General features: G+C 69.8%; 18 protein-coding genes and 1 pseudogene. 14 read left to right on the plus strand and 5 right to left on the minus strand.

The genetic code is table 11. The features are described from left to right. The 4 genes from ACIRPX_RS36465 to ACIRPX_RS36480 form a co-directional block, all read right to left on the minus strand. Positions 1-239, minus strand: a 239-nt coding sequence (locus ACIRPX_RS36465; RefSeq protein ID WP_404203392.1) for a hypothetical protein, incomplete at its 3' end; no start/stop codon positions are given. Positions 240-352: 113 nt separating this feature from the next. Beyond that, complete coding sequence (locus tag ACIRPX_RS36470; RefSeq protein WP_404203394.1) at positions 353-1,033, minus strand: enoyl-CoA hydratase/isomerase family protein; 681 nt, start codon at positions 1,031-1,033, stop codon at positions 353-355. 147 nt (positions 1,034-1,180) lie between these two features. Next, positions 1,181-2,077 carry an alpha/beta fold hydrolase gene (locus ACIRPX_RS36475; RefSeq protein WP_404203396.1) on the minus strand — a complete coding sequence of 299 codons (897 nt, stop codon included), beginning with the start codon at positions 2,075-2,077 and terminating at the stop codon, positions 1,181-1,183. Positions 2,078-2,637: 560 nt separating this feature from the next. Continuing rightward, entirely contained in the window at positions 2,638-4,125 is a 1,488-nt protein-coding gene (locus ACIRPX_RS36480; protein ID WP_404203398.1) for a CaiB/BaiF CoA transferase family protein, read from the minus strand. On the opposite strand from ACIRPX_RS36480, the gene ACIRPX_RS36485 reads away from it, so the two are divergent. Beyond that, positions 4,043-4,804 (plus strand): IclR family transcriptional regulator, encoded by a 762-nt coding sequence (locus tag ACIRPX_RS36485; RefSeq protein ID WP_404203400.1) that lies wholly within the window; start codon positions 4,043-4,045, stop codon positions 4,802-4,804. The genes ACIRPX_RS36480 and ACIRPX_RS36485 overlap by 83 nt on opposite strands. Before the next feature lie 661 nt (positions 4,805-5,465). Here ACIRPX_RS36485 and ACIRPX_RS36490 read toward each other — a convergent pair. After that, on the minus strand, positions 5,466-6,263 hold the full coding sequence (locus tag ACIRPX_RS36490; RefSeq protein ID WP_404203402.1) for a FadR/GntR family transcriptional regulator: 798 nt from the start codon (positions 6,261-6,263) through the stop codon (positions 5,466-5,468). 349 nt (positions 6,264-6,612) lie between these two features. Between ACIRPX_RS36490 and ACIRPX_RS36495 the strand changes: the two genes are divergently transcribed. From ACIRPX_RS36495 to ACIRPX_RS36555, 13 genes and pseudogenes are all read left to right on the plus strand, one after another. Then, complete coding sequence (locus tag ACIRPX_RS36495; protein WP_404203404.1) at positions 6,613-7,974, plus strand: ABC transporter substrate-binding protein; 1,362 nt, start codon at positions 6,613-6,615, stop codon at positions 7,972-7,974. Continuing rightward, a complete protein-coding gene (locus ACIRPX_RS36500) occupies positions 7,971-8,885 on the plus strand; it encodes a carbohydrate ABC transporter permease (RefSeq protein ID WP_404203406.1) in 915 nt (304 codons plus the stop codon). Before ACIRPX_RS36495 ends, ACIRPX_RS36500 begins: the two co-directional genes overlap by 4 nt. Positions 8,886-8,940: 55 nt before the next feature. After that, positions 8,941-9,849, plus strand: coding sequence for a carbohydrate ABC transporter permease (locus ACIRPX_RS36505; protein ID WP_404203409.1), 909 nt, complete (start codon positions 8,941-8,943; stop codon positions 9,847-9,849). A 122-nt stretch (positions 9,850-9,971) separates the two neighbouring features. Then, positions 9,972-11,987 (plus strand): hypothetical protein, encoded by a 2,016-nt coding sequence (locus tag ACIRPX_RS36510; RefSeq protein ID WP_404203411.1) that lies wholly within the window; start codon positions 9,972-9,974, stop codon positions 11,985-11,987. Next, positions 11,984-12,322, plus strand: a complete 339-nt coding sequence (locus ACIRPX_RS36515) for an L-rhamnose mutarotase (RefSeq protein WP_404203413.1) — start codon at positions 11,984-11,986, stop codon at positions 12,320-12,322. The genes ACIRPX_RS36510 and ACIRPX_RS36515 overlap by 4 nt, the downstream gene beginning before the upstream one ends. A gap of 92 nt (positions 12,323-12,414) precedes the next feature. Then, on the plus strand, positions 12,415-15,195 hold the full coding sequence (locus tag ACIRPX_RS36520; RefSeq protein WP_404203415.1) for an RICIN domain-containing protein: 2,781 nt from the start codon (positions 12,415-12,417) through the stop codon (positions 15,193-15,195). Further along, on the plus strand, positions 15,192-16,100 hold the full coding sequence (locus tag ACIRPX_RS36525; protein WP_404203417.1) for an amidohydrolase family protein: 909 nt from the start codon (positions 15,192-15,194) through the stop codon (positions 16,098-16,100). The genes ACIRPX_RS36520 and ACIRPX_RS36525 overlap by 4 nt, the downstream gene beginning before the upstream one ends. Beyond that, entirely contained in the window at positions 16,097-17,146 is a 1,050-nt protein-coding gene (locus tag ACIRPX_RS36530) for a zinc-binding dehydrogenase (RefSeq protein ID WP_404203419.1), read from the plus strand. Before ACIRPX_RS36525 ends, ACIRPX_RS36530 begins: the two co-directional genes overlap by 4 nt. Next, positions 17,143-17,904, plus strand: coding sequence for an SDR family oxidoreductase (locus tag ACIRPX_RS36535; RefSeq protein ID WP_404203421.1), 762 nt, complete (start codon positions 17,143-17,145; stop codon positions 17,902-17,904). The genes ACIRPX_RS36530 and ACIRPX_RS36535 overlap by 4 nt, the downstream gene beginning before the upstream one ends. After that, positions 17,901-18,161: a hypothetical protein gene (locus ACIRPX_RS36540; protein ID WP_404203423.1), complete on the plus strand. Its 261-nt coding sequence runs from the start codon at positions 17,901-17,903 to the stop codon at positions 18,159-18,161. The genes ACIRPX_RS36535 and ACIRPX_RS36540 overlap by 4 nt, the downstream gene beginning before the upstream one ends. Then, a pseudogene (locus ACIRPX_RS36545) lies at positions 18,158-18,831 on the plus strand (fumarylacetoacetate hydrolase family protein); the annotation flags it as partial. The gene ACIRPX_RS36540 and the pseudogene ACIRPX_RS36545, both read left to right, overlap by 4 nt. Before the next feature lie 312 nt (positions 18,832-19,143). Continuing rightward, positions 19,144-19,920, plus strand: a complete 777-nt coding sequence (locus tag ACIRPX_RS36550) for an SDR family NAD(P)-dependent oxidoreductase (RefSeq protein ID WP_404203425.1) — start codon at positions 19,144-19,146, stop codon at positions 19,918-19,920. Next, positions 19,917-20,933: an aldo/keto reductase gene (locus ACIRPX_RS36555; RefSeq protein WP_404203427.1), complete on the plus strand. Its 1,017-nt coding sequence runs from the start codon at positions 19,917-19,919 to the stop codon at positions 20,931-20,933. Before ACIRPX_RS36550 ends, ACIRPX_RS36555 begins: the two co-directional genes overlap by 4 nt. Positions 20,934-21,072 lie beyond the last annotated feature (139 nt).

A 21,072-nucleotide genomic window follows, 5' to 3' on the forward strand; every position in this document is an offset into this window, starting at 1 on the left:
CATGGCCACTCCTCCTCCACACCTGCACTACCGCACACCACGATCCCCCCACCCACCCCCCACAGCAGCAGCCCGTTCCACCCCCCGGAACCACCGCGGGGGCGATTCCTCACGCCGCCTACCTGAGCGGAGGCGTAGCCGCCGTCGACCAGGTGCTCGGGCAGACGGCAGGCCGGGGGTGGACACGGGGGCAGCACCCGCTCGTCGATCGCCGTGACCAGGGTCGCCCCGTCTGCCACCGCTGCCCCGTCGCCTCGCATGATCGTGGGCCATGACCGAGATCCGAACCAGCAGATCGGTGTCGGCCCCAGACGCTCACTCGGAGCGGGCATCCCGAGGCGTCCCGATCGGCTCATGAGTGGTACCCACCATGCACACCCCCTCTGATCCGGTCACGAGTGAGGGTGATGGCGTCGGCACCGCCCGCGAGCACCGCTGTGACATAGGCGTCGACGCAGGCCGAAAGGTCGTCGGAGCTCACCTCTGCCAACCCGATGCGCGCAGCCTCACAACCGCTGATCGTCGCCCCTGAGTAGAGCAGCCTGCTCGCCTGCCCCGGCCCGGTGAGCTCGATCAACCGGGTGATCGACCGGTTGTCGTAGACGAGGCCACGGCGGGCGGCCGGGATCGCGAACGTCGAATCGGGTGTGGTGAATCGGACGTCGCAGGCGAGCGCGATGTTCACGCCCGCACCGATGCAGTGACCCTCGATCCGTGCCAGCGTCGGACGCGGGAAGTCGGCGATCGCGTTGAGACCGTCGAATGCGATGGTCGAATACTCGGGCGAGGGGCGACCGTCGGTACCCTTGACGAAATCCAGATCGGCGCCCGCGGAGAACGATCCGCCTTCGCCCGTGACCACCAGCGCCCGCACGCTGGAGTCGGCCTTCGCCGATCTCAGCCCCTCGACGACGGCGGCCCACATCTGCGGGGTGAGGGCGTTGCGCTTCTCAGGGCGCGAAAGAGTGACGCCGGCGATACCTTCGGCGATCGTGACGCGGACGTGTTCGCTGGTGGAACTGCCTTCGCTCATGACTGGAACCTCCATCGAACGCCTCTTTCCTATGTCCTGCGAGGGCCGGCTTGAGACGACGTCCCACCAGGCCCTGTGAGCCTGGGCCTCCCGCGACTCGGGCATCGTCGGGGCGGACGGCGCGCCTCGTCTTCGCCCATCACACGGTCACGTCCTCGTCGGGAAGGGCCGCACGCCCGTCCCGCCCGCGGCCGAGCGGGAGTCCCTCTCGGGCCAGCGCCCTGCCTCAACGGTGGCCACGAACTCCCGGACAACGGCATTGAACCGCGTCGGGTCCTCCAGGTTGAGCGCGTGGCCGGTGCTCGGTTCGACTCGCAGGGCCGCGGTCGTCACCGTCCGCTTGAGCAGCAGGCCCGCGTCGAGGCAGGCCGCGTCCTCGTCGCCGTTGGCGACGAGGGTCGGGGCGGTGATGCGGGCGAGGTCGTCGGTGATGTCGAACAGCGACGGGCGGGCCCGCTGAACCTGGAGCACCGTGAACGCGGAGCCCTCCGCCGAGTGCCCGGCGAGTTGGTCGCGGAACTCCTGCCAGCGCTCCGGCGATTTGCGCTGCAGTTGGACCCGGGAAGGACCCACCGCCAGCCGGTCCGCCACCGCGGCCGAACCCTCGGTGCGGAAGAGCTCGGCGATGAGCTGGGTCTCGGTCAGAAAGGTCTCCCTGGTGGGCGGGTAGGCGCCCGACCCGGTGCTGGCCACCAGGAGCGACCGCACCCGGTGGGAGTGCCGCGCACCCAGCTGGAGCGCGGTGAAGCCGCCCATCGACAGGCCCACGATGTGGGCACGGTCCACGCCCGCGTGGTCGAGCACGTCCAGCGCGTCGCGCACCGCCAACTCCCAGGAGTAGTGGTCGGCCTGCGCAGGGACTTGCGAGGGGGGGTAGCCGCGCGCAGGGAAGGTCAGGCACCGATGGTCGAAACGCAGGTCTGCCACCTGGGTGTCCCAGCTGCGATGGTCGCCGAGGAACTCGTGCAGGAACAGAACCGGCGGGCCCGCGCCCTCGTCGACAAGGTGCAGAGTGACACCGTCCGATGTGGTCACCGTGGGCATGGCGGACTCCTCTGGGGAACGGGCGGGGCGGTGTGCGGGCTGCCGTGCCGAGCACGGCGACGGAGGCGGGCTTGTCGTGGGCGGTGTCGCTGGGTGTGGCCGCCCGGTGGAACCCGTCGAAGTCACGCACGGCCTTCGGGGCGACGGCGAACACGCCGAGCAACAGTCCGTTCTGCTCGCTGAGGAACGCTCACGTGCGGCGGTCCACCGGCCCTCGCTCCACGGCCCGGGCTGTGGAGCGAGGGTACGGTGGACGGCTGCGGCCGAATAGAACGACCGGTCCGGTGAGGCCCGCACGTCCCACCGCCAGCCGGCGCCGAGCGCCGTGGTGCGGTGGGCCCTGCACGGTGTCGAACCGTGTGCGACGAAGCTCACCTCGCACCCCAGGTGCCGCCCTCGTGGGCCGGGACCACTGGGCCGGCCTGCGGCTCGGTGGCAGCAGATGCCATGTGATCGCGCAGGTCGGCCGCAGCCGCGCAGTCCATCGCGTCGCGGATTCGCGGGGGAGGGCACGTCGTGCCGCCTGTGCCCCACTCGGCGTTGTCGGACCGAACAGCCGGTCACCGGGCGCCGCCGGGCGTGTCCGACGCGAGCCGAGGGTCCGTCCCGCCCGCGAGGGCGCCGGGCGGCAGGCCTACCACGCCGTCGGCCGCGAGTGTGGCGATCTCGTCTTCATCGAGCCCGATCTCGGCGAGCAGGCGCACTGTGTCGGCTCCCAGTTCGGGTGCGGGACCGGTCGCCCGCGGGGCGCCGTCGGCGACGATCGGGGTATTGACGATCAGTGGCTGACCAAAGCGCTCGGGATCGGCAGGGAACATCTCGCGTACGGCGAACTGGGGCTCCGCGAGCACCTGGCCGATGGTGTTGACCGGCCCGCACGGAACACCCACGGCCCGCAGGGTGTCCACCCATTCGTCGCGCGGGCGTGTTTCGAAACGGACCTGCAGCAGTTCGGCGAGCGCCTCCCGATGTGTGAAGCGGTCGGTCTCCGAGCCGAAGCGGGGATCGTCGGCAAGGTCGACGCCCAGCGCCCCGCACAGCGCGGGCCACAGTCTGTCGACGGCGCCGATCACCAGCGGTCGCCCGTCGGAGCACTCGAAGGCCTGGTAAGGGGCGGCAAGCCGGTGGGCGGTGCCGAGCGGACCGGGCTCCACGCCCGTGGCGACGTAGTCGGCGACCTCCCAGACCGACCAGCCGGCGACGGTGTCGGAGAGCGCGACGTCGATGTGCGCGCCGCCGTGCCCGGATCGGGCCCGAAGCAGAGCGGCGAGCAGGCCGATCGTGCCCCACATGCCGGTTCCCAGGTCGCTGAGCGGGAAGCCCGCTTTGGCGATCCTCCCGTCAGGGCTGCCGGTCACGCTCATCAACCCGCCGAATGCCTGGGCGATCAGGTCGACACCCTTCGCGTCCCGCATCGGTCCGGTCTGCCCGAATCCGGAGATCGAGCAGTAGACCAGGTCCGGGCAGCTCTCCCGGAGATCTTCGTAGGCCAGCCCCCGAGCGGCCAACGCGCCGACGCGGAAGTTCTCGACCAGGACATCGACGCGAGCGGCGAGCGCGCGCACGATTCGACGCCCCGCGTCGCTCTTGATGTCGATCGCCAGGCTGCTCTTCCCACGGTGCACCAGGACGAACGGCAACGCTGTCCGGTCCGGTCCGACGCGGCGCCGACGCAGCGAGTCACCGGCCACCGGCTCCACCTTGATCACGTCTGCGCCCAGGTCGGCGAGGATGGTCGTGCAGTAGGGCCCGGCGAGAGCACCGGTGATGTCCAGGACGCGGACCCCCTCGAGGAACGAGGGCCGTCCGGAAACTGATACCACCACGCTGCGGTCCTTTCTCGACGGTTGGTCCGTTGTCCGGGCCGAGTGCGCTGCTCGGAACGACGCTAGACAGGGCACTTTTCGACGGTCAATCGTCAGGAAGCAAGTTGCGGTCCACTGTGCGGACCGCGAAGATGGACGTGTGACGGATCGGTCGAGCACAGGGGTGAACAGCGTCCGGACGGCTTTCGAGGTGCTTGAGGCTGTCGGAACCCTCCAGCCCATCGGACTGAGCGAGCTGAGCCGTAGGCTGGCGACGCCGAAGACGACGGTGCAGCGCAGTCTGGCCACTCTGGCCGAGTTGGGCTGGATCCGGCCCGACCGGCGCGACCGCACACGCTGGGTGCTGGGCGAGGCCGTGCGGACTCTGGCCCAGCACGTCGCGGCCGACGCACGGCTGCGGAAGGCGGCGCTGCCGGTGCTCGGCGAGCTCAACGCCGACACACTGGAAACCGTGCACCTGAGCCGGGCCGACGGCGACGAGCTCGAGCTCGTCGAGCGCATGGACAGCGCCCATCCACTGCGCTACGTGCTGCCGATCGGCAGCCGCGGACCCTTGCACGCCTCGGCGAGCGGCAAGGCAGTACTCGCAGCGCTGCCGGACGCGGAGGTCGAACGCTACCTGGCGGACGGCCTTCGGCGGCTTGCCGCGAACACCATCACCGACCCCGGCCCCCTGCGCGCGCAGTTGCGTCGCATCCGCCGTCGCGGCTGGTCGAGCGCCGAAGAGGAACTCAGCGACGGCATCGCGTCGGTGGCGGCCTGCATCCGGTCGGCAGGAGGGCGTCCGGTGGCGGCACTGAGCATCTCCGGACCGACCGCGCGGATCACCGCGCGCGTCCGGCCGCACTATGGTGAGCTGGTTCGGGACGCTGCGGCGCGGGTCGCGACACAGTTGCGCTGATCCGTGTGTCGCCAGGCCGAAGGCGGGTCCTCAGCTCGTCATCGGCCGCGCCCGGTGGTCCGCGACGAAGGCACGCACCGCTCGGCCGGCCATCTCGGCGCGTTCGAGCATCGGCCCGTGCCCACAGCGGTTGATCGGCTTCGGCCGGCATCGAAGAGCGTTGACCGGGGCGCGGACCCTGCTGCGCAATTCGGCGGTCGGTCACGCGCCGTGCCTCCAGGGCCTCGGACGCGCCCGGCCTGCCTGCTTCTGCGACACGCTCTGGACGCCGTATCGGCAAAGTGCCATCCCGCCGGGTAAGTGCGCAGCAGAGTCGTCGCGGTGCAACCTGGAGGACGACCACCGGGGGACATCCGCGTCGTACGGACCCGGAGGCGGTGATGCCGGTCGGACAGGGGCAGGAATTCCGTAACGCCTGCCCCTCCCGGGCGCACTCGCACAAGGCTCGTGGAACCGTCGTACCCCACGACGACCAGGGCACCGGCGCAGCCCCGCGATCCGGGCATCGCAACCCGCGCTCAGTGACTCGCCAGCGGCAGCGACGTCGCGGCCGCTCCCCCGCCGGCACCGCCGCGTCCCATCGTTCGGCCACGGTCCGGGTGCGCTGCCTGCAGACGTCAGGGAGTGAACCGCAGCCTTGCGTCACGCCCGTGACGGTGTCTCAGCCCCGCTGCCCGAACACCCGCCGCTGGATCTCGCGCCGGTAGTCCTCCAGCGTCTTGTCCAGGTGCACGGCGGTGGCCTGCGCCGCCGCGTCAGGGTGGCCATCTCGAATGGCCTGGTAGATCGCTGCGTGCTCCTCGACCGCGGCTTCCGTGTGCTCGCCGAGCGTGTCGTGGATCCCGATGGCGCTGGACAGCCGCTGCAACCGGCGTGCGTCCCGTACCGCGCCGACGAGGAAGCTGTTGTGCGAGGCTGCCGCGACGCTGGCGTGGAAGTCGTCGTCCGCCTGGTTGAAGACCTCGACGAAACCGTGGACGAAACCGTGCCGACAACCGTCCACGGCGACCTCGATCGCCCGCAGCTCGGCGGGGGTGGCGCGGGACGCCGCCAGCCTGCTGGCGGCCATCTCCTGAACCCTGCGGAACTCGAAGAGCGTGAAGATGTGGTCGAGGTCGGTGGGCCGGAAGAAGCCGCCCCAGCGACTGGCGCCGAGCATTCCTTCGTCGTCGGCGACGAACAGGCCACGCCCCTTGTGGGCCCGGACACGGCCAAGCGCGGAGAGGATCTTCACGGCTTCACGCACCACGGCCCGGCTGGTCCCCAGCCGGGCGGCCAGATCGTTCTCGGTGGGCAGACGGTCACCTGGAACCAGGTGGGACTCACCGATGTACGCGACGATCTGCTCAGCGACGACCTCGTATCGCGGCCGGTAGTCGCGCCCGGCCGCCCTCACCCCCTCCCCTGCCCCGTCGGACAGCTGCACAACCGACCCGTCGGCCGCGGACGTTTCACTCATCTGTTCTGCCTCCACCTACGGTCCCCCCAAGCGCGTCCCGCGACTTCCACTTCGACAGCCATGCTACCCCAACTTCAAAATGAGTCGTACTCATCTCAGCCGCCAGCATGACCCCAATGCACACCATCCCCAGCCAAAAATGTAACAGAACTAGGCATATGGGAAATTGCATGCCTCTCATGGGGCGAGAAACCTAAAACCGTGACCGCTCATCCCCTTGACCTCCACCTTGATAAGGCGCCTAATTTCTTCCGCGACAAGGCGCGACTCAACCGGGTACGGCCGATCGTCGCCTCGTCACATGCACTCCGCGCTCCGCACGGGCGCCCACAACGTAGTGGAGTTACTCATGACCGCAACGAAGACTCCGTCCCGCCGGGCAAGAGCGTCGGCCAGAAGGCGGCTGATCCTCGTGGCCTCCTGCGCGGCGACGGTGGTCGCGGCCGCCACAGCCTGCGGCTCAGGCGGGGCGAGCACCACCACCAAGGACGGTTTCGCACAGGTCGCGCAGAAGGACGGGGCGTTCACCGTGTGGGTGGACTCGACCCGGGTCGCCGCCGCGAAGCTGTACCAGTCGCAGCACCCCGACGTGAAGATGGACATCGTCACCTACGACGGCGACGCGAACGGCTCGAACTACCTGCAGACGAAGGTCCAGCTGTTCAACCGCACCGGAAAGGGCTGGCCGGACGTCGTCTTCAGCTCGCAGAACAACGAGGTGACCTGGGCGGTCGACGCGAACTTCGTGGCCCCGCTGAACAAGGGCCTCGTCCCCGAGGCGACCCTCGGGAATTTCGCCAAGGGCGCCAACGACGTCTGCACGGTCGACGGCACCGTCTACTGTCTGCGCAACGACCTCTCGCAGGCCGTGCTGTGGTACAACGCTCCGCTGATGAGGAAGTTCGGCTACCAGGTCCCGACGACCTGGGAGGAGTACCAGAAGCTGGGTGAGAAGGTGGCCAAGGAGCACCCCGGCTACCTGGTGGGTGACGCGGGCGACTCCTTCACCCCGGAGATCTACCTGTGGGCGAGCAAGTGCGGCGCCAACCACATCACCGGCGCCAAGTCCGTCTCGGTGAACACCGGCAGCGCCGAATGCACGAAGATGGCCAAGCTCATGGACGTGCTCATCAAGGACAGGTCCATGTCGACCAGCGGCGTGTTCAGCACCGACTTCGCCAAGAACCAGGCCGACAAGGTGCTGCTGATGCCGGGACCGGCCTGGTTCGGCGGCGCGGTCTTCAAGGACACCCTCAAGACGCCGGCCAAGACGATCGGGGCGGCGCCGATGCCGCAGTGGAGCGGTGAGACCTCGCCCTCCACCGGCAACGTGGGCGGTGGCACCTGGCTGCTCTCGAAGCACTCGGCTCATCTCAAGGCGGCCACCGACTTCCTGACCTGGGTCACCACGGACGAGGCCTACCAGGGCAAGACGGCGCCCGGTTTCCCGGCCTACGCGCCCGCGGCGGAGACCTGGCTGAAGCAGCAGAACGCCTCGGGCTACTTCGCCGCGGACATCAGTGTCCTCAAGGACGCCTCGACGCAGGTCTGGTCCGGCTGGGGTTCCGGCCAGTTCAGCCAGGAGGCGATCTGGGCGGCCACGGTCAAGCCCGGCATGACGCAGGGCAAGAGCATCGTCTCGCTGCTGCCCGCGTGGCAGGACGCCATCGTCAAGTACGCCAAGTCCGACGGATACAAGGTCTCCCAGTGACGCTGACCCACTCCTCGGCCGGCTCCGCCTCTCGTCGCCCCCGTGGCGGCCTCCCGCAGAGCCGGGCCGGCGTGGCGTTCGTCGCCGCGTATGTCGTGCTGCTGCTCGCCTTCGGGGTCGTGCCCACCGCCTACGCCGTGTACTTCGCCTTCACCGACGCGGGCGGCTCGTTCACCGGCCTCGCCAACTTCGTCACCGCGGCCCAGGACTTCCGGTTCGTACCGGCCGTCGGCCATGTCGCGCTCTACCTGCTGTTCTGGCTGGCCTCGCTGGTCGTGATCGTGGTGGGCCTGGCGCTGGTGCTGCACCGGCTGGCCTCCGGCACCGCCGGGACGACGCTGCGGTTCCTCTACTACATCCCAGGAGCACTGGCGGGCGCCGCGAGCGTGCTGGTGTGGCTGTTCATGCTCGATCCCACGGTGAGCCCCGTCAGTCCGCTGCTGGAGGGGCTGGGTTACCACACCTTCGGTGAGGTGATCGCCCCCGGCCATCTGCCTCTTCTGTTCACGATCATCGCGTTCTGGACCGGCGCCGGCGGATGGATCGTCGTCATCTACGGCGCACTCAACAACATCCCCAAGGACGTGATGGAGGCCGCCCGCATCGACGGCGCGGGCCCCTGGCAGACCGCCTGGCACGTGCAGATCCCCATGCTGCGCAAGTGGATCGTCTACATGGTGATCCTCGCTTTCGCGGGCGGCGCGCAGCTCTTCGTCGAACCGCAGCTGCTGTCCCTGGCGAGTGTGGGTGTGGCCGGCCGCGACTACTCGCTCAACCAGTTGTCGTACGACTTCGCCTTTCAGATGAACAACATCAACGGCGCCGCCGCGGTCTCGGTCGAACTGCTGGTCGTCAGCCTGTCGGCCGCCGCCGTCTTCGTCACACGGTCTGGATTCTTCGATGCCGACTAAGACCCATGCGGGCCCGGCCGCCGCCACCGTGCGTCCGCGGCCGGAGGAGAGTGACATGAGCCCCGTGCCCCGGCCGATGCACCGGCGACGCGGCGGATCCGCCCGGCGCACCGGCTCCCGGCTGCTGGTCGCGGCCGTAGTGACCGCGTTCGTGGTGTTCTTCGTGCTGCCGGTGCTCTGGCTCGTCCTCGCGTCCACCAAGACCGACCAGCAGCTGGTCCACGGCAGCCCCCTCTCCTTCGGGTCCTGGCACGCGCTCAGGGCCAACTGGGACGCGCTCACCGCCTTCCAGGACAACGCGATCCTGCTGTGGCTGCGCAACTCGGCCCTGTACGCGGGCGTGTCCCTGGTGATCACCCTGTGTGTCGCCGTCCCGGCCGGATACGCCCTGGCGATGACGGAGTTCCGCGGCCGGCGGATCCTGCTGGTCTCCACGCTGATCGTGATGCTCATGCCGAACGCCACCCTGGTGGTGCCGCTCTTCCTGGAGATCAACGCGGTGCATCTGATCGGCACGATGTGGTCGATCATCCTGCCGTACGCGTTCTTTCCGTTCGGCGTGTACCTGACCTACATCTACTTCACCACGGCCGTACCGAGGGACCTGCTGGCGGCCGCCCGGATGGACGGCTGCACGGAGTTCGGGGTTTTCCGTCATGTGGCTCTGCCGCTGGCGACACCGGTCATCGCGCTCGTCGGGTTCTTCAGCTTCGTCGCCAACTGGACCAACTACTTCCTGCCGTACGTGATGCTCCCCGAGAGCGACCAGATGCCCGTACAGGTCGGTGTCGGCACCCTGCTCAGCAGCGTGCCGTCCTTCAACCCGACGGTCGGCTCGCTCGCGATCCAGCGGCCCCAGCTCGCCCTGGCCACCCTGCTGGCCATCACCCCCGTGCTGGTCGTCTTCCTCTTCTCGCAGCGCTTCCTGGTCGCCGGAATGCTCGCCGGAGCCACCAAGGAGTGACGCCCCGGGCCGGTTCTTCCCGGGCCGCCCGAGCCGGAGACCGGCCCGTCCAAGCCCAGAGGCCGCCCTGTCGCGTGTGGGCTGTCCCATACGTCCCCGCCCCCTGAATGGAGATCCTTCCCATGCCCTTCAGTCCTGCCGAGCACGCACCTGGCGAGGACACCCCGGCCTCCGGCGACCCGGCGTCCCCGCTCGGGATACGAGCGACCGTTCCGCTGCTCGAAGTGCCGGGCTGGGCGATCGCCCAGCGCGAGCTCTTCGACCTGCTCGACCATGCCTGGCGCCGTTTCGCACGCGACTTCACCGGTCCCGACGGACGGCTGGACTACACCGACACGCTCACCACCCGTGACGGCGTGGACGACTTCTACGAGGTCTTCTTCAACTGGCCCCAGCTGTACCTCCTCGGCGGCGCCGACGACCTGCTTCCCGCGAGCGAGCGCCACTGGGAGGGCGTCACCCGGCAGCTCACCGAACTGGGCATGCTCCGCGACGAGTTCGAGCGCGGCTACGACTGGTTCCACCAGGGTGAGAGCCTGCTGCTCCTCTACTTCCTGTGCATGGCCGCACCCGAGCGCTGGTCGGAACGCGCGCTGCGGTTCGCCGAGTTGTACGTCGATCCGGCGCAGGGCAACTACGACCCCGGGCACCGCATCATCACCCGCCCGCACAACGGCAGCGACCCCGAGCGCACGGGACTGTTCGACGGCGAGGTCTACCCCTGGCTACCCGAGGAGGCCGAGACCTACGGCTTCCCGCTCGACTGGACCCTGCCCGACGGCGCGCCAAAGGCCCCGCTGTCGGCCGATCCCCGGCTCGGCACAGAGATGCGGGAGCGGATGGGCGTCGGCGACACCGCCGTCAACCTCGCCGCAGCCGGGCTGGTCCTCAACGCGTGGATCCTGTCGGGCGAGGAACGCTACCGCGACTGGATCGTGGACTATGTTGGCGCGTGGAAGGAGCGCGCGGCGGCGGGTGACGGGCTCATCCCCGACAACGTCGGCCCCGACGGGGTCGTCGGCAGCCGTCACGAGGGCCGCTGGTACGGCGGGCACTACGGCTGGTCCTGGCCGCACGGATGGCACAGCGTCGGCCACGCGGCCTGTGTGGCCGCGCTCGCCGCGGCGACCGTCACCGGGGACGAAGGCTACCTGTCCATGGTGACCGGCACCCTGGACACCCTCCTCTCCCACGGCAAGGTGATGGCCTTCACCGACGCCGACTCCAGCCTCCCCTCCAAGTGGCTGGCCCAGCTCGGGCCGGACATCCACACACCGACGCTCCATGTCCCCTTCCGCTACAAGGACTCCGGGTGGTTCGACTACAACCCGGTCACCCCCGCCGTACCGGTGGCGCTGTGGCACCACACGTCCGCCGCAACCGACAAGGCCCGGCTGGAGCGGATCCGGGAGGGGTCCGGCATCGACTGGCGGACCGTGCGGCCGTTCCGGGCCAAGGAGGAGTCGGGGCACGAGGAGGCGTGGCTGGCCTTCCTCGCCGGCGACGACCCCGGTTATCCCGAGCGGATCCTCGCCGCGGCACAGGCCCAGGTCCGTCACCGGCTGGCCCGCATGGACCGCTACCGGGACCTGGACGTGCCCGAGGCCGACATCCATGTGTGGCAGCAGTCGAACCCGGTGGTCACCGAGGCCCTCGTCCAGCTGACGTGGGGCGGACCCCAGGTCCTGTACAACGGCGGCCTGCAGCAGGCCCGGCTGCGGTACCACGACGCCGAAGGGCGCCGCGCGGGCCTCCCGCCGGACGTGGCCGCGCTGGTCACCTCCATCGACCCGGAGGCCACCACCGTCGAACTCGTCAACCTCTCCCCCGAGTCCGCGCGGACGGTGATCGTGCAGGCCGGTGCCTTCGCCGAGCACACCATCGCCTCCGTCCGGTACACGGCCTGCGAGGACGACGCGTGGGTCGGTGACATGTACGACTACGGCCACGGCGACCCCGTCGTCACCGAGGCGGAGTCGGCCTGCGGCGGGCCCTTCCTGACGGTCCGGCTCCCGGCGTCCTCGCGGACACGGCTCACGCTCCGGCTCCTGCCACGTACCCGCACCCCCAGCTACTGCTCGCCGTTCCCGGCGCAGCCCGACGAGACGTCCGCCACCGAGCAGGAGGAGCCACGTTGAAGCGCGTCGCCCAGACGATCAGGCTCCGTCCCGAGCGGCGCGAGGAGTACCTCGAACTCCACTCCGCCGTCTGGCCCGGCGTGGAGGCCGCCCTGCACCGTGCCAACATCCGCAACTACAGCATCTTCCTGCACGGCGACGTCCTCTTCGCGTACTTCGAGTACCACGGCGAGGACTTCGAGGCCGACATCGCGACGATCGAGGCCGATCCCGAGACGCAGGAGTGGTGGAAGCTCACCGATCCGTGCCAGCAGCCCTGGCCTGACCGGGGCACCGGCGACCAGTGGTCCGACATCCCCGAGATCTGGCACCTCACCGAGCCGGGCACCGAATAGGTCGCCGCGCGGGCCGTCCGACGACCCGTAACCCCCGCGACGCGTGATGCACGGGACGCACCGCGACGCACTCCAGGAAGGAGAACCACCGCATGAGACCAGCACGTCTCATCGCAGGACTGCTCCAGACACTGCTGATAGCCACGGCAGTCGTCCTCCCCGCGCAGTCCGCCCACGCCGCCGACATGAACTTCTATGTCGACCCGACGAACGGCAGCGACAGCAACTCCGGAACCAGCACCGCGTCCGCCTTCAAAACGATCCAGCACGCCCGCGACGCGGTGCGCGCCGTCAACTCGGACATGTCCGGGGACATCGTGGTGAATCTGCGGGGCGGAACGTACCACCTCGACAACACCGTCGACTTCACCACCGCGGACTCGGGCAGCAACGGCCACACCGTGGTCTACCAGGCGTACGGGTCCGAGACCCCCGTGATCAGCAGCGCAAAGACGATCAGTGGCTGGACCGCCGCCGGCGACGGCCAGTACAAGGCGTCCGTCGGCAACCTCGACTTCCGGCAACTCTACGTCAACGGAGTGCGCGCCACGCGTGCCAGGTACCCCGACGTCGGCTCCAACTTCCAGCTCCAGTCCGGTGACAAGACCAACCAGGTATTGAAGATCGCCAGCTCGCAGATCTCGGACTGGGGTCAGTTCAGCAAGGTTGAGATGGTGCTCCAGCTGCAGTGGGCGGAGAACTACCTGCGGCTGAAGTCGTACACCACCAGCAACAGCGTGGCGAGCGTGGCCATCCAGGACCACGAGGCCGGCATTCTCTTCAAGCGCCCCTACCCGTTGCTGTCCAACGGTTCCCCGTTCCACTTCGAGAACGCCCACGAGTTCCTCAACGAGCCGGGCGAGTTCTACCTGGACAGCAGCACCCACACGCTCTACTACAAGCCCCGGGCGGGCGAGATCATGACGACAGCCACCGCCGCCACCGCCAGCGCCAACACTCGTCAGATACTCCGCTCGCCGCAGATCGCCCAGTCCGGGTTCCTCGCGGCCGAGGACGTGTCGACAGCCACAGTGCAGGTGCCGACGCTGGAGACGCTCTTCGACATCCAGGGCGACAGCCTCGACGCCCCGGTCCACGACCTGCGGTTCTCCGGGATCACCTTCACCCAGACCAACTGGACCGAGGCCACCCAGAACGGCCTGCTCAACGCCCAGGGCGGCAACTACAACATCTCCGCCGACACCAGCAACAACCAGTACGTCAACCGTCCTCCGGCGGGTGTGTACGCGGCCGACGCCGACAACCTGTCCTTCACCGGCAACACCTTCACGCAGATGGGCTCCACCGCCCTGGACCTGCACCACGGGGTCCACGACTCCACCGTGACGGGCAACATCGTCACCGATGTCGCGGGCAACGGCATCACGGTCGGCAAGTTCTCCGACCCCACCGTCGAGTACCACACCGTCTACAACCCGCCCACCTCACCGGCGGGCGAGGACACCCGCGAGGTCGTCACCGGCGTCACGGTCACCGACAACCTCGTCAACCGCACCGGCCAGGACTACCTGGGCACCGCAGGCATCAACGCGGGCTTCGTCCACGGCACCACGATCGAGCACAACGACATCTCCGACTCCCCGTGGGCGGGCATCTCGCTGGGCTGGGGCTGGCAGTCCGCTGCCAACGCCGAAGGCGACAACTCGATCAGCTACAACCGCATCGGCAACGTGCTGACCCAGTTCTGCGACACCGCCGGCATCTACCACCTCTCCAACGACCCCGGCACGGTGATCAACGAGAACTACATCCACGACGTGGTCCGCACTCCCACCGCCTGTGGTTCGGCCGTGGCCGGCATCTACCTCGACGAGGGCTCGAACAACCTGACCGTGGCGAACAACGTCCTGTCCCGCACGGCCAACTTCATCCAGCGGAACGTCAATGGCTCCAACGTCACGCTGTCCGGCAACACCAGCTCCGGCAGCGCGGTCATCAAGGCATCCGGACTCCAGTCCGCCTACCAGGGCCTCCTGACGAAGACCAACCTCGCTTACGGCAGGACGGTGACGGCCTCCTCCGTCTACAGCTCGAACTGGGCTGCGGCCAAAGCCAACGACAACAACCCGGCCACCGGCTGGTCGCCCACCGCCGCCGACACCTCGGCCTGGTGGCAGGTCGACCTCGGCAACGCCTACGCACTGGGGCAGTTCTCCCTCACCACCCGCCAGGACGTCGACCAGTCCGCGACCCGCGCCAACTTCGAGGTGCGCGGCTCCAACGACCCGACGTTCGCCACGTACACCGTGCTGGGACGCCGTGACGCCGCAGCCCTGCCGTACGCCGCGACCCTGACCGCCAAGATCGACGCACGCCAGAAGTTCCGCTACGTCCGCATCGCCAAGACCGACGGCGACTACTTCTACATCACCGACTTCAGCGTGCAGCAGGCGGGCGGCGCCTTGGAGGACGCCGTCGCGACACCGTCCTTCGACCCGTCGACGTACTACACGATCAAGAACGTGGGCAGTGGGCTGCTCGCCGACGTCTACAACAACTCCACCGCCGACGGCGGCAAAATCGACCAGTGGGCGGCCAACTCCGGCACCAACCAGCAGTGGAACATCGTCAAGGTCAGCGGGGATCTGTACAAGATCGTCAACCGCAACAGCGGCAAGGTCCTGGACGACTACAACCTGTCGCATTCCAGGGGCAACGCACTCGTGCAGTGGACCTACAGCGGCGGCAACAACCAGCTCTGGTACTTCGAGACGGCCCCCACCGGCTACGTCATCCGCAACTACGAGTCCAAGCAGGCCATGGAGGTCTACAACAACTCCACCTCCAACGGCGCCGTGATCGACCAGTGGATGTCCCTCAACCAGACCAACCAGCAGTGGACCATTCAGTGACATCGAACGTCCCCGCCCTCGTCGACGCCCACCACCACCTGTGGGACCTCACCGAGCGTCCGCAGCCGTGGCTCGACGAACCCGCACTGGCGCCCATCCGGCACAGCTTCGCCCTCGGCGACCTGCGATCGGACGCGACCCGTCCGATCGCCGGCCGCCGGCCGACGGCCACGGTAGCCGTCCAGTGCATGGCGTCCGTCCCCGAGACACGGGACCTGCTCGCGATCGCGGAACAGGACGCCCTGGTCGGCGCGGTGGTCGGCTGGGCCGACCTCACCTCGCCGGCAGTCGGCGCCACACTCGACGGCCTGCTCGCCGGACCGGGGGGTCGGTATCTGCGGTCACTACGGCACCTTGTCCAGTCCGAGAGCGACCCCGACTGGCTGCAACGTCCGGACGTCGAGCGGGGGCTGACGGAGCTGCAGCGGCGCGGACTGGCGTACGACGTGCTGCTCCGCGACCACCAGCTGCCCGGTGCCGTCCGGCTCGCCCGGCGCTTCCCCGACCTGCCGCTGGTACTGAACCACGCGGGCAAGCCGCCACTGGTGAAGGGGGATCTGACCGGCTGGGAACGTCAGATACGGCTGCTCGCCGGACATCCCCACGTCATGTGCAAGGTGTCCGGACTCGTCACCGAGGCCGACCACGAGGCCTGGACCACGGACGACATCCGCCCGGTGTGGGACGTTCTCATGTCGTCCTTCGGGCCCGACCGGCTGATGTTCGGCTCGGACTGGCCGGTCTGCGTCCTCGCCGGCGGCTGGAACCGCTGGGCGGACGCGATGGACGAACTGCTGACCGGCTGTTCCGCCGCCGACACCGAGCCGGTCCTGGCCGGCACCGCGACGCGTTTCTACCGCCTCGCCCCGGCCACCCGCCCTTCTCGAAAGGACTCCACCCCATGACAGACGTGCTCGCGGTGCGCTACGTCCGTGCCCGCAGCCTCGACACGGCCCCCGCGCCGAGTTCGCCGCCCGGGCCGGACGAGGTGGAACTGGCCCCGGCCTATGTCGGCATCTGCGGCACCGACCTGCACATCTTCCACGGTGACATGGACACTCGGGTCGCCGCCCCGGCCGTCATCGGCCACGAGATGTCCGGCCGGATCGTGCGTGTGGGAGCGGACGTCAAGAACTGGCGGCCCGGCGACCACGTGACCGTGATGCCACTGCGCTGGGACGGCACCTGCCCGGCCTGCACGGCGGATCACCGGCACATCTGCCACCATCTCGACTTCATCGGCATCGACTCCCCCGGCGCGATGCAGCAGCGCTGGACCGTGCCTGCGTCCGTTCTCGTCCGCCTGCCCGACACGCTGCCCCTGGATCGCGCGGCACTCGTCGAGCCCACCGCCGTCGCCGTCCACGACGTGGGCCGCGCGCAGGTCCGCGCCGACGAGCGGGTCGTGGTCGTGGGCGGCGGCCCGGTCGGAGTCCTCATCGCCCTGGTCGCGCGCGCCTCCGGAGCCGAGGTACGTGTCGTGGAGCCGAGCACCCACCGCCGGCTGCTTGCCGAGGAACTGGGGCTGACCACGTGGGACCCCGCCTCGCGGGACGTGGCGGAGCTGGTCGTGGAGTGGACCGGGGGCGCGGGCGCGGACGTCGCGTTCGAGGTGTCCGGTGCCGCCGCCGGGGTCGAGACGGCGGTCGATGTCCTGGCGGTGCGCGGCCGGCTGTGCCTGGTCGCCATCCACCCACGGCCCCGCGAGGTGAACCTGCACCGGTTCTTCTGGCGCGAACTCACCCTCGTGGGCGCCCGGTTGTACGACCGTGACGACTTCGAGCGGGCGGTGACACTGGTGGCGGACGGTACCGTCCCCGCCGATCGGCTCATCAGCAAGGTCGTCCCGCTCGCCGAGGCATCCTCGGCCTTCGACGTCCTCGAAGCGGGCGGCGACGTGATGAAGGTCCTCCTCGACTGCACCGATCGCTCCGAGGGAGAAGCAGCATGAGTCTCTTCGATCTGACCGGTCGGCTCGCGGTCGTCACCGGTGCCCGCCGGGGCATCGGCCGGGCGATGGCCCGTGCCCTGGCCGAGGCCGGCGCGGACGTGATCGGTGTGAGCGCGCGGTTGGAGGAATCCGGCAGCGCGGTGGAGAAGGACGTGGTCGGCGCGGGCCGGAGCTTCGAGGCGGTCCGCGCCGACTTCGCCGACCCCGCCGCCGTACGCGCGCTCGGTGCGGACCTCGCGCGGCGCGAGAGGCCGGTGGACATCCTGGTCAACAACGCGGGCACCATCCGCCGTGCTCCGGCCGCCGAGCACACCGACGCCGACTGGGAGCTGGTGCTCCAGGTCGACCTCGGCGCCCAGTTCGCCCTCACCCGGGCCGTCGGCGCGGCCATGGTGGCCCGCGGCGAAGGCAGGATCGTCTTCACGGCGTCGCTGCTGAGCTTCCAGGGCGGGATCAACGTCCCCGGCTACACCGCCGCCAAGCACGGCATCACCGGCCTGACCAAGGCCCTCGCCAACGAGTGGGCGCCGCACGGCGTCAACGTCAACGCCGTCGCCCCCGGCTACATCGCCACCGACAACACCCAGGCCCTGCGGGACGATCCGGCGCGCAGCCGAGCCATCCTGGAGCGGATTCCGGCCGGCCGCTGGGGCAGCGCGGACGACCTCGCCGGCGCCACCGTCTTCCTCGCCTCCGACGCCGCCCGGTATGTCCACGGCACGGTCCTGCCCGTCGACGGCGGATGGCTCGGCAGATGAGCGGCACCGACCTGGCGTCCGTGCCGGCCGGCTCCCGGATCCTGCCGGGGCTGACGGTGGCCGACCCCGCCACGGCCGCCCCGCTCGCCGAGGCGCTCGCCACGGGCGGAGCGGGATGCGCCGAGGTCACCTTCCGCACCCCGGCGGCCGAGCGGGTACTCAAGATCATGGCGGCACACGGCGGACTCCCGCCGATCGGTGGTGTGAGTCACTCACTGTCCGCACCCACCCATCACAAGGAAGCGATTGCATCGTGAAACTGCTACGAGTCGGCCCACGCGGCGCGGAACGCCCGGCGGTACGCTCCGACGACGGACGTGTCCTGGACCTGTCCTCTCTCGTCACCGACATCGACGGCTCGTTCCTTTCTTCGGGCGGCATCGACCGTGCCGGCACTGCGGTCGAGACGGGGCGGCTGGCCGAGCTGGACATGTCGGATCTCCGGATCGGGGCCCCGGTGGCACGGCCTGGAAAGATCATCTGCGTCGGGCTGAACCACCGGGCGAACCGAGACCGGCGCGGCGATCCCGGTTCGCCCGGTGGTCTTCATGAAGGATCCGGGCACGGTCGTTGGCCCGTACGACGAGGTGCTGATCCCCACGTGGCTCGGTGAAGACCGACTGGGAGGTCGAGCTGGCCGTCGTCATCGGCCGGCGGTGCCGTCACCTGGACAGCACCGCGCAGGCGCTGGAGTCGATCGCGGGGTACACGATCAGCCACGACGTCTCCGAAAGGGAGTTCCAGCTGGAGTTCTCGCCACAGTGGGATCTCGGAAAGTCCTGCGAGACCTTCAACCCGATGGGGCCGTGGCTGGTCACCGCCGACGAAGTGGCGGACCCCCAGGACCTGGGCCTGCGCCTGTCGGTCAACGGCGTGAAGCGGCAGGACGGTCACACCCGCGACATGATCTTCCCGGTTGAGGCGGTCCGTCACCGATGGACCCGCCCGGATCAAGCCGAAGGCCGCCGCGGTCCTGGCCGTCGATGCCGGTACCGCGGGCCACGGCGCTCCATGGCCGACCGTCGACGAGCCGGTCTCACGGGCCAGGGCGCCGGAGCGGTTCGGGCCGTACCGGACCGAGGAACCGGCCCCATCCGGTGGCATCGGCAGGCACGCGACCGTGCGTGAGACCGTCACGGCGAGGCGGGACCCGGCCTGTGAGCCCGCGCGCGGCTGCCTCGTGTTCGAACACCTACCCAAGGTCGGCATGGCCGGCGTACCCCAAAAGGCCAAGAACGTATGAGCAAGGATCTGCAGGACCTTGGCGCCCTGGTCACCGGTGGCGCTTCCGGTATCGGGCTGGCCACGGCCCGTCTTCTCTCCGAGCGCGGCGCCCACGTCGCGGTCCTGGACCTGAACCCGGACGGGCTCCCCGACCCGTTGTCGGGCTACCGGACCGACGTCGGTGACGACGGGTCCGTGCGCGCGGCCGTCGAATCGGCGGCGCGAGACCTGGGCGGCCTCGACATCCTGGTCAACAACGCCGGGGTCGGAGCCGAGGGTACGGTGGAGGACCAGTCGGACGAGCAGTGGCACGCCGTCCTCGACATCAATGTGCTGGGCATCGTGCGGACGACTCGCGCGGCCCTGCCGTACCTGCGGGAGGCCGCACGGTCCCGACCCGGCACCGCCTCCGTCGTCAACACCTGCTCCATCGGCGCCACCGCCGGGCTGCCGCAGCGCGCCCTGTACTGCGCGAGCAAGGGCGCGGTCCTGTCGCTGACCCTCGCGATGGCCGCCGACCACGTCCGCGAGGGCATACGCGTCAACTGCGTCAACCCCGGCACCACAGACACTCCCTGGGTGGGCCGACTGCTGGACGCCGCCGACGACCCGGAGGCCGAGCGCGCCGCCCTCAACGCCCGCCAGCCCCTGGGCCGCCTCGTCACCGTCGACGAGGTCGCCGCCGCCATCGGCTACCTGGTGAGCCCGGCCGCCGCGTCGGTCACGGGTACCTCGCTCGCCGTCGACGGCGGCATGCAGGGGCTGCGTGTCCGTCCCTTTTCGGTCTCATGAGAACCACCGTGCTGGGCGGCAGCAGGGTCCGCGTCACCGAGCTGGCGTTCGGCGCCGCCGCACTGGGCAACCTCTACGCCCCCCTCAACGACCGGGCCGCGGCCGACACCGTGGCCGCCGCCTGGGACGCGGGCATCCGCACCTTCGACACGGCCCCGCACTACGGCCTCGGCCTGTCCGAACGCAGGCTCGGCGCCGCTCTCCGCGGCCGACCGCGGGACGCGTACACGGTGTCCACGAAGGTGGGCCGGCTCCTCGTCCCCGGCGGCGGGGGCGGTGACGATCTCGCCAACGGATTCGCCGTCGCCGCCACCCACCACCGGGTGTGGGACTTCAGCGCCGACGGCGTGCTGCGCTCCATCGAGGCCAGCCTGGAACGGCTCGGCCTGGACCGCGTCGACGTCGCACTCCTCCACGACCCCGACGAGCACCTGGACCAGGCGCTCACCCAGGGCTACCGGGCGCTGGAGCGGCTGCGGGCCGAGGGCGTCGTCGGGGCGATCGGGGCGGGCATGAACCAGACCCGGGCCCTCACGCGCATCGTCCGCGACACGGACGTGGACACCGTCCTGCTCGCCGGGCGCTACACGCTCCTCGATCACGGAGCCCTGGACGAACTGCTGCCCGAAGCCGCGGCCCGCGGCCGTAGTGTGATCATCGGAGGTGTTCTCAACTCCGGTCTACTGGCCGATCCCCGTCCGGGCGCGCGCTACGACTACGCCCCGGCCCCCCGGCCCCTGCTGGACCGGGCGCTGCGTTTGAAGGCCGTGTGCGAGCGCCACGGAGTGCCCTTGCGGGCCGCCGCCCTGCGCTTCCCCTTCGGCCACGAGGCCGTGGCGGGCGTGCTGACCGGGGCCCGGTCGGCCGAAGAGGTGCGCGACACCGTCGACATGCTCCGGCTGCCGGTGCCCGACGCCCTCTGGACGGACCTGCGCGCCTCGGGCCTGTTGCCCTCGCATGCTCCGTTCCCCTCGTCCACGTCCCGGAGCACAGGGCCGGAGGGACCGTCATGATCCTCACGTCGCACGGCCGTACCTCCGTCTCCGGAGCCCTCCTCCCCGTCAAGCGGCCCGAACGAGTCATGTTCGTCACCGACCAACCCGTCCACCGGTCACCGGGCTTCCGCGCCGAAGCCATCGACGCCTCCCGCAT

The sequence above is a fragment of the Streptomyces sp. NPDC101225 genome (assembly GCF_044767585.1).
Classification (GTDB): domain Bacteria; phylum Actinomycetota; class Actinomycetes; order Streptomycetales; family Streptomycetaceae; genus Streptomyces.

Bases quoted from the DNA above. Each gene is read 5' to 3' on its own strand.
- ACIRPX_RS36470 (WP_404203394.1), bottom strand. From the start codon at position 1,033: ATGAGCGAAGGCAGTTCCACCAGCGAACACGTCCGCGTCACGATCGCC.
- ACIRPX_RS36475 (WP_404203396.1), bottom strand. From the start codon at position 2,077: ATGCCCACGGTGACCACATCGGACGGTGTCACTCTGCACCTTGTCGAC.
- ACIRPX_RS36480 (WP_404203398.1), bottom strand. From the start codon at position 4,125: ATGGGCTGGAGGGTTCCGACAGCCTCAAGCACCTCGAAAGCCGTCCGG.
- ACIRPX_RS36490 (WP_404203402.1), bottom strand. From the start codon at position 6,263: ATGAGTGAAACGTCCGCGGCCGACGGGTCGGTTGTGCAGCTGTCCGAC.
- ACIRPX_RS36495 (WP_404203404.1), top strand. From the start codon at position 6,613: ATGACCGCAACGAAGACTCCGTCCCGCCGGGCAAGAGCGTCGGCCAGA.
- ACIRPX_RS36505 (WP_404203409.1), top strand. From the start codon at position 8,941: ATGAGCCCCGTGCCCCGGCCGATGCACCGGCGACGCGGCGGATCCGCC.
- ACIRPX_RS36510 (WP_404203411.1), top strand. From the start codon at position 9,972: ATGCCCTTCAGTCCTGCCGAGCACGCACCTGGCGAGGACACCCCGGCC.
- ACIRPX_RS36520 (WP_404203415.1), top strand. From the start codon at position 12,415: ATGAGACCAGCACGTCTCATCGCAGGACTGCTCCAGACACTGCTGATA.
- ACIRPX_RS36530 (WP_404203419.1), top strand. From the start codon at position 16,097: ATGACAGACGTGCTCGCGGTGCGCTACGTCCGTGCCCGCAGCCTCGAC.
- ACIRPX_RS36535 (WP_404203421.1), top strand. From the start codon at position 17,143: ATGAGTCTCTTCGATCTGACCGGTCGGCTCGCGGTCGTCACCGGTGCC.
- ACIRPX_RS36540 (WP_404203423.1), top strand. From the start codon at position 17,901: ATGAGCGGCACCGACCTGGCGTCCGTGCCGGCCGGCTCCCGGATCCTG.
- ACIRPX_RS36550 (WP_404203425.1), top strand. From the start codon at position 19,144: ATGAGCAAGGATCTGCAGGACCTTGGCGCCCTGGTCACCGGTGGCGCT.
- ACIRPX_RS36555 (WP_404203427.1), top strand. From the start codon at position 19,917: ATGAGAACCACCGTGCTGGGCGGCAGCAGGGTCCGCGTCACCGAGCTG.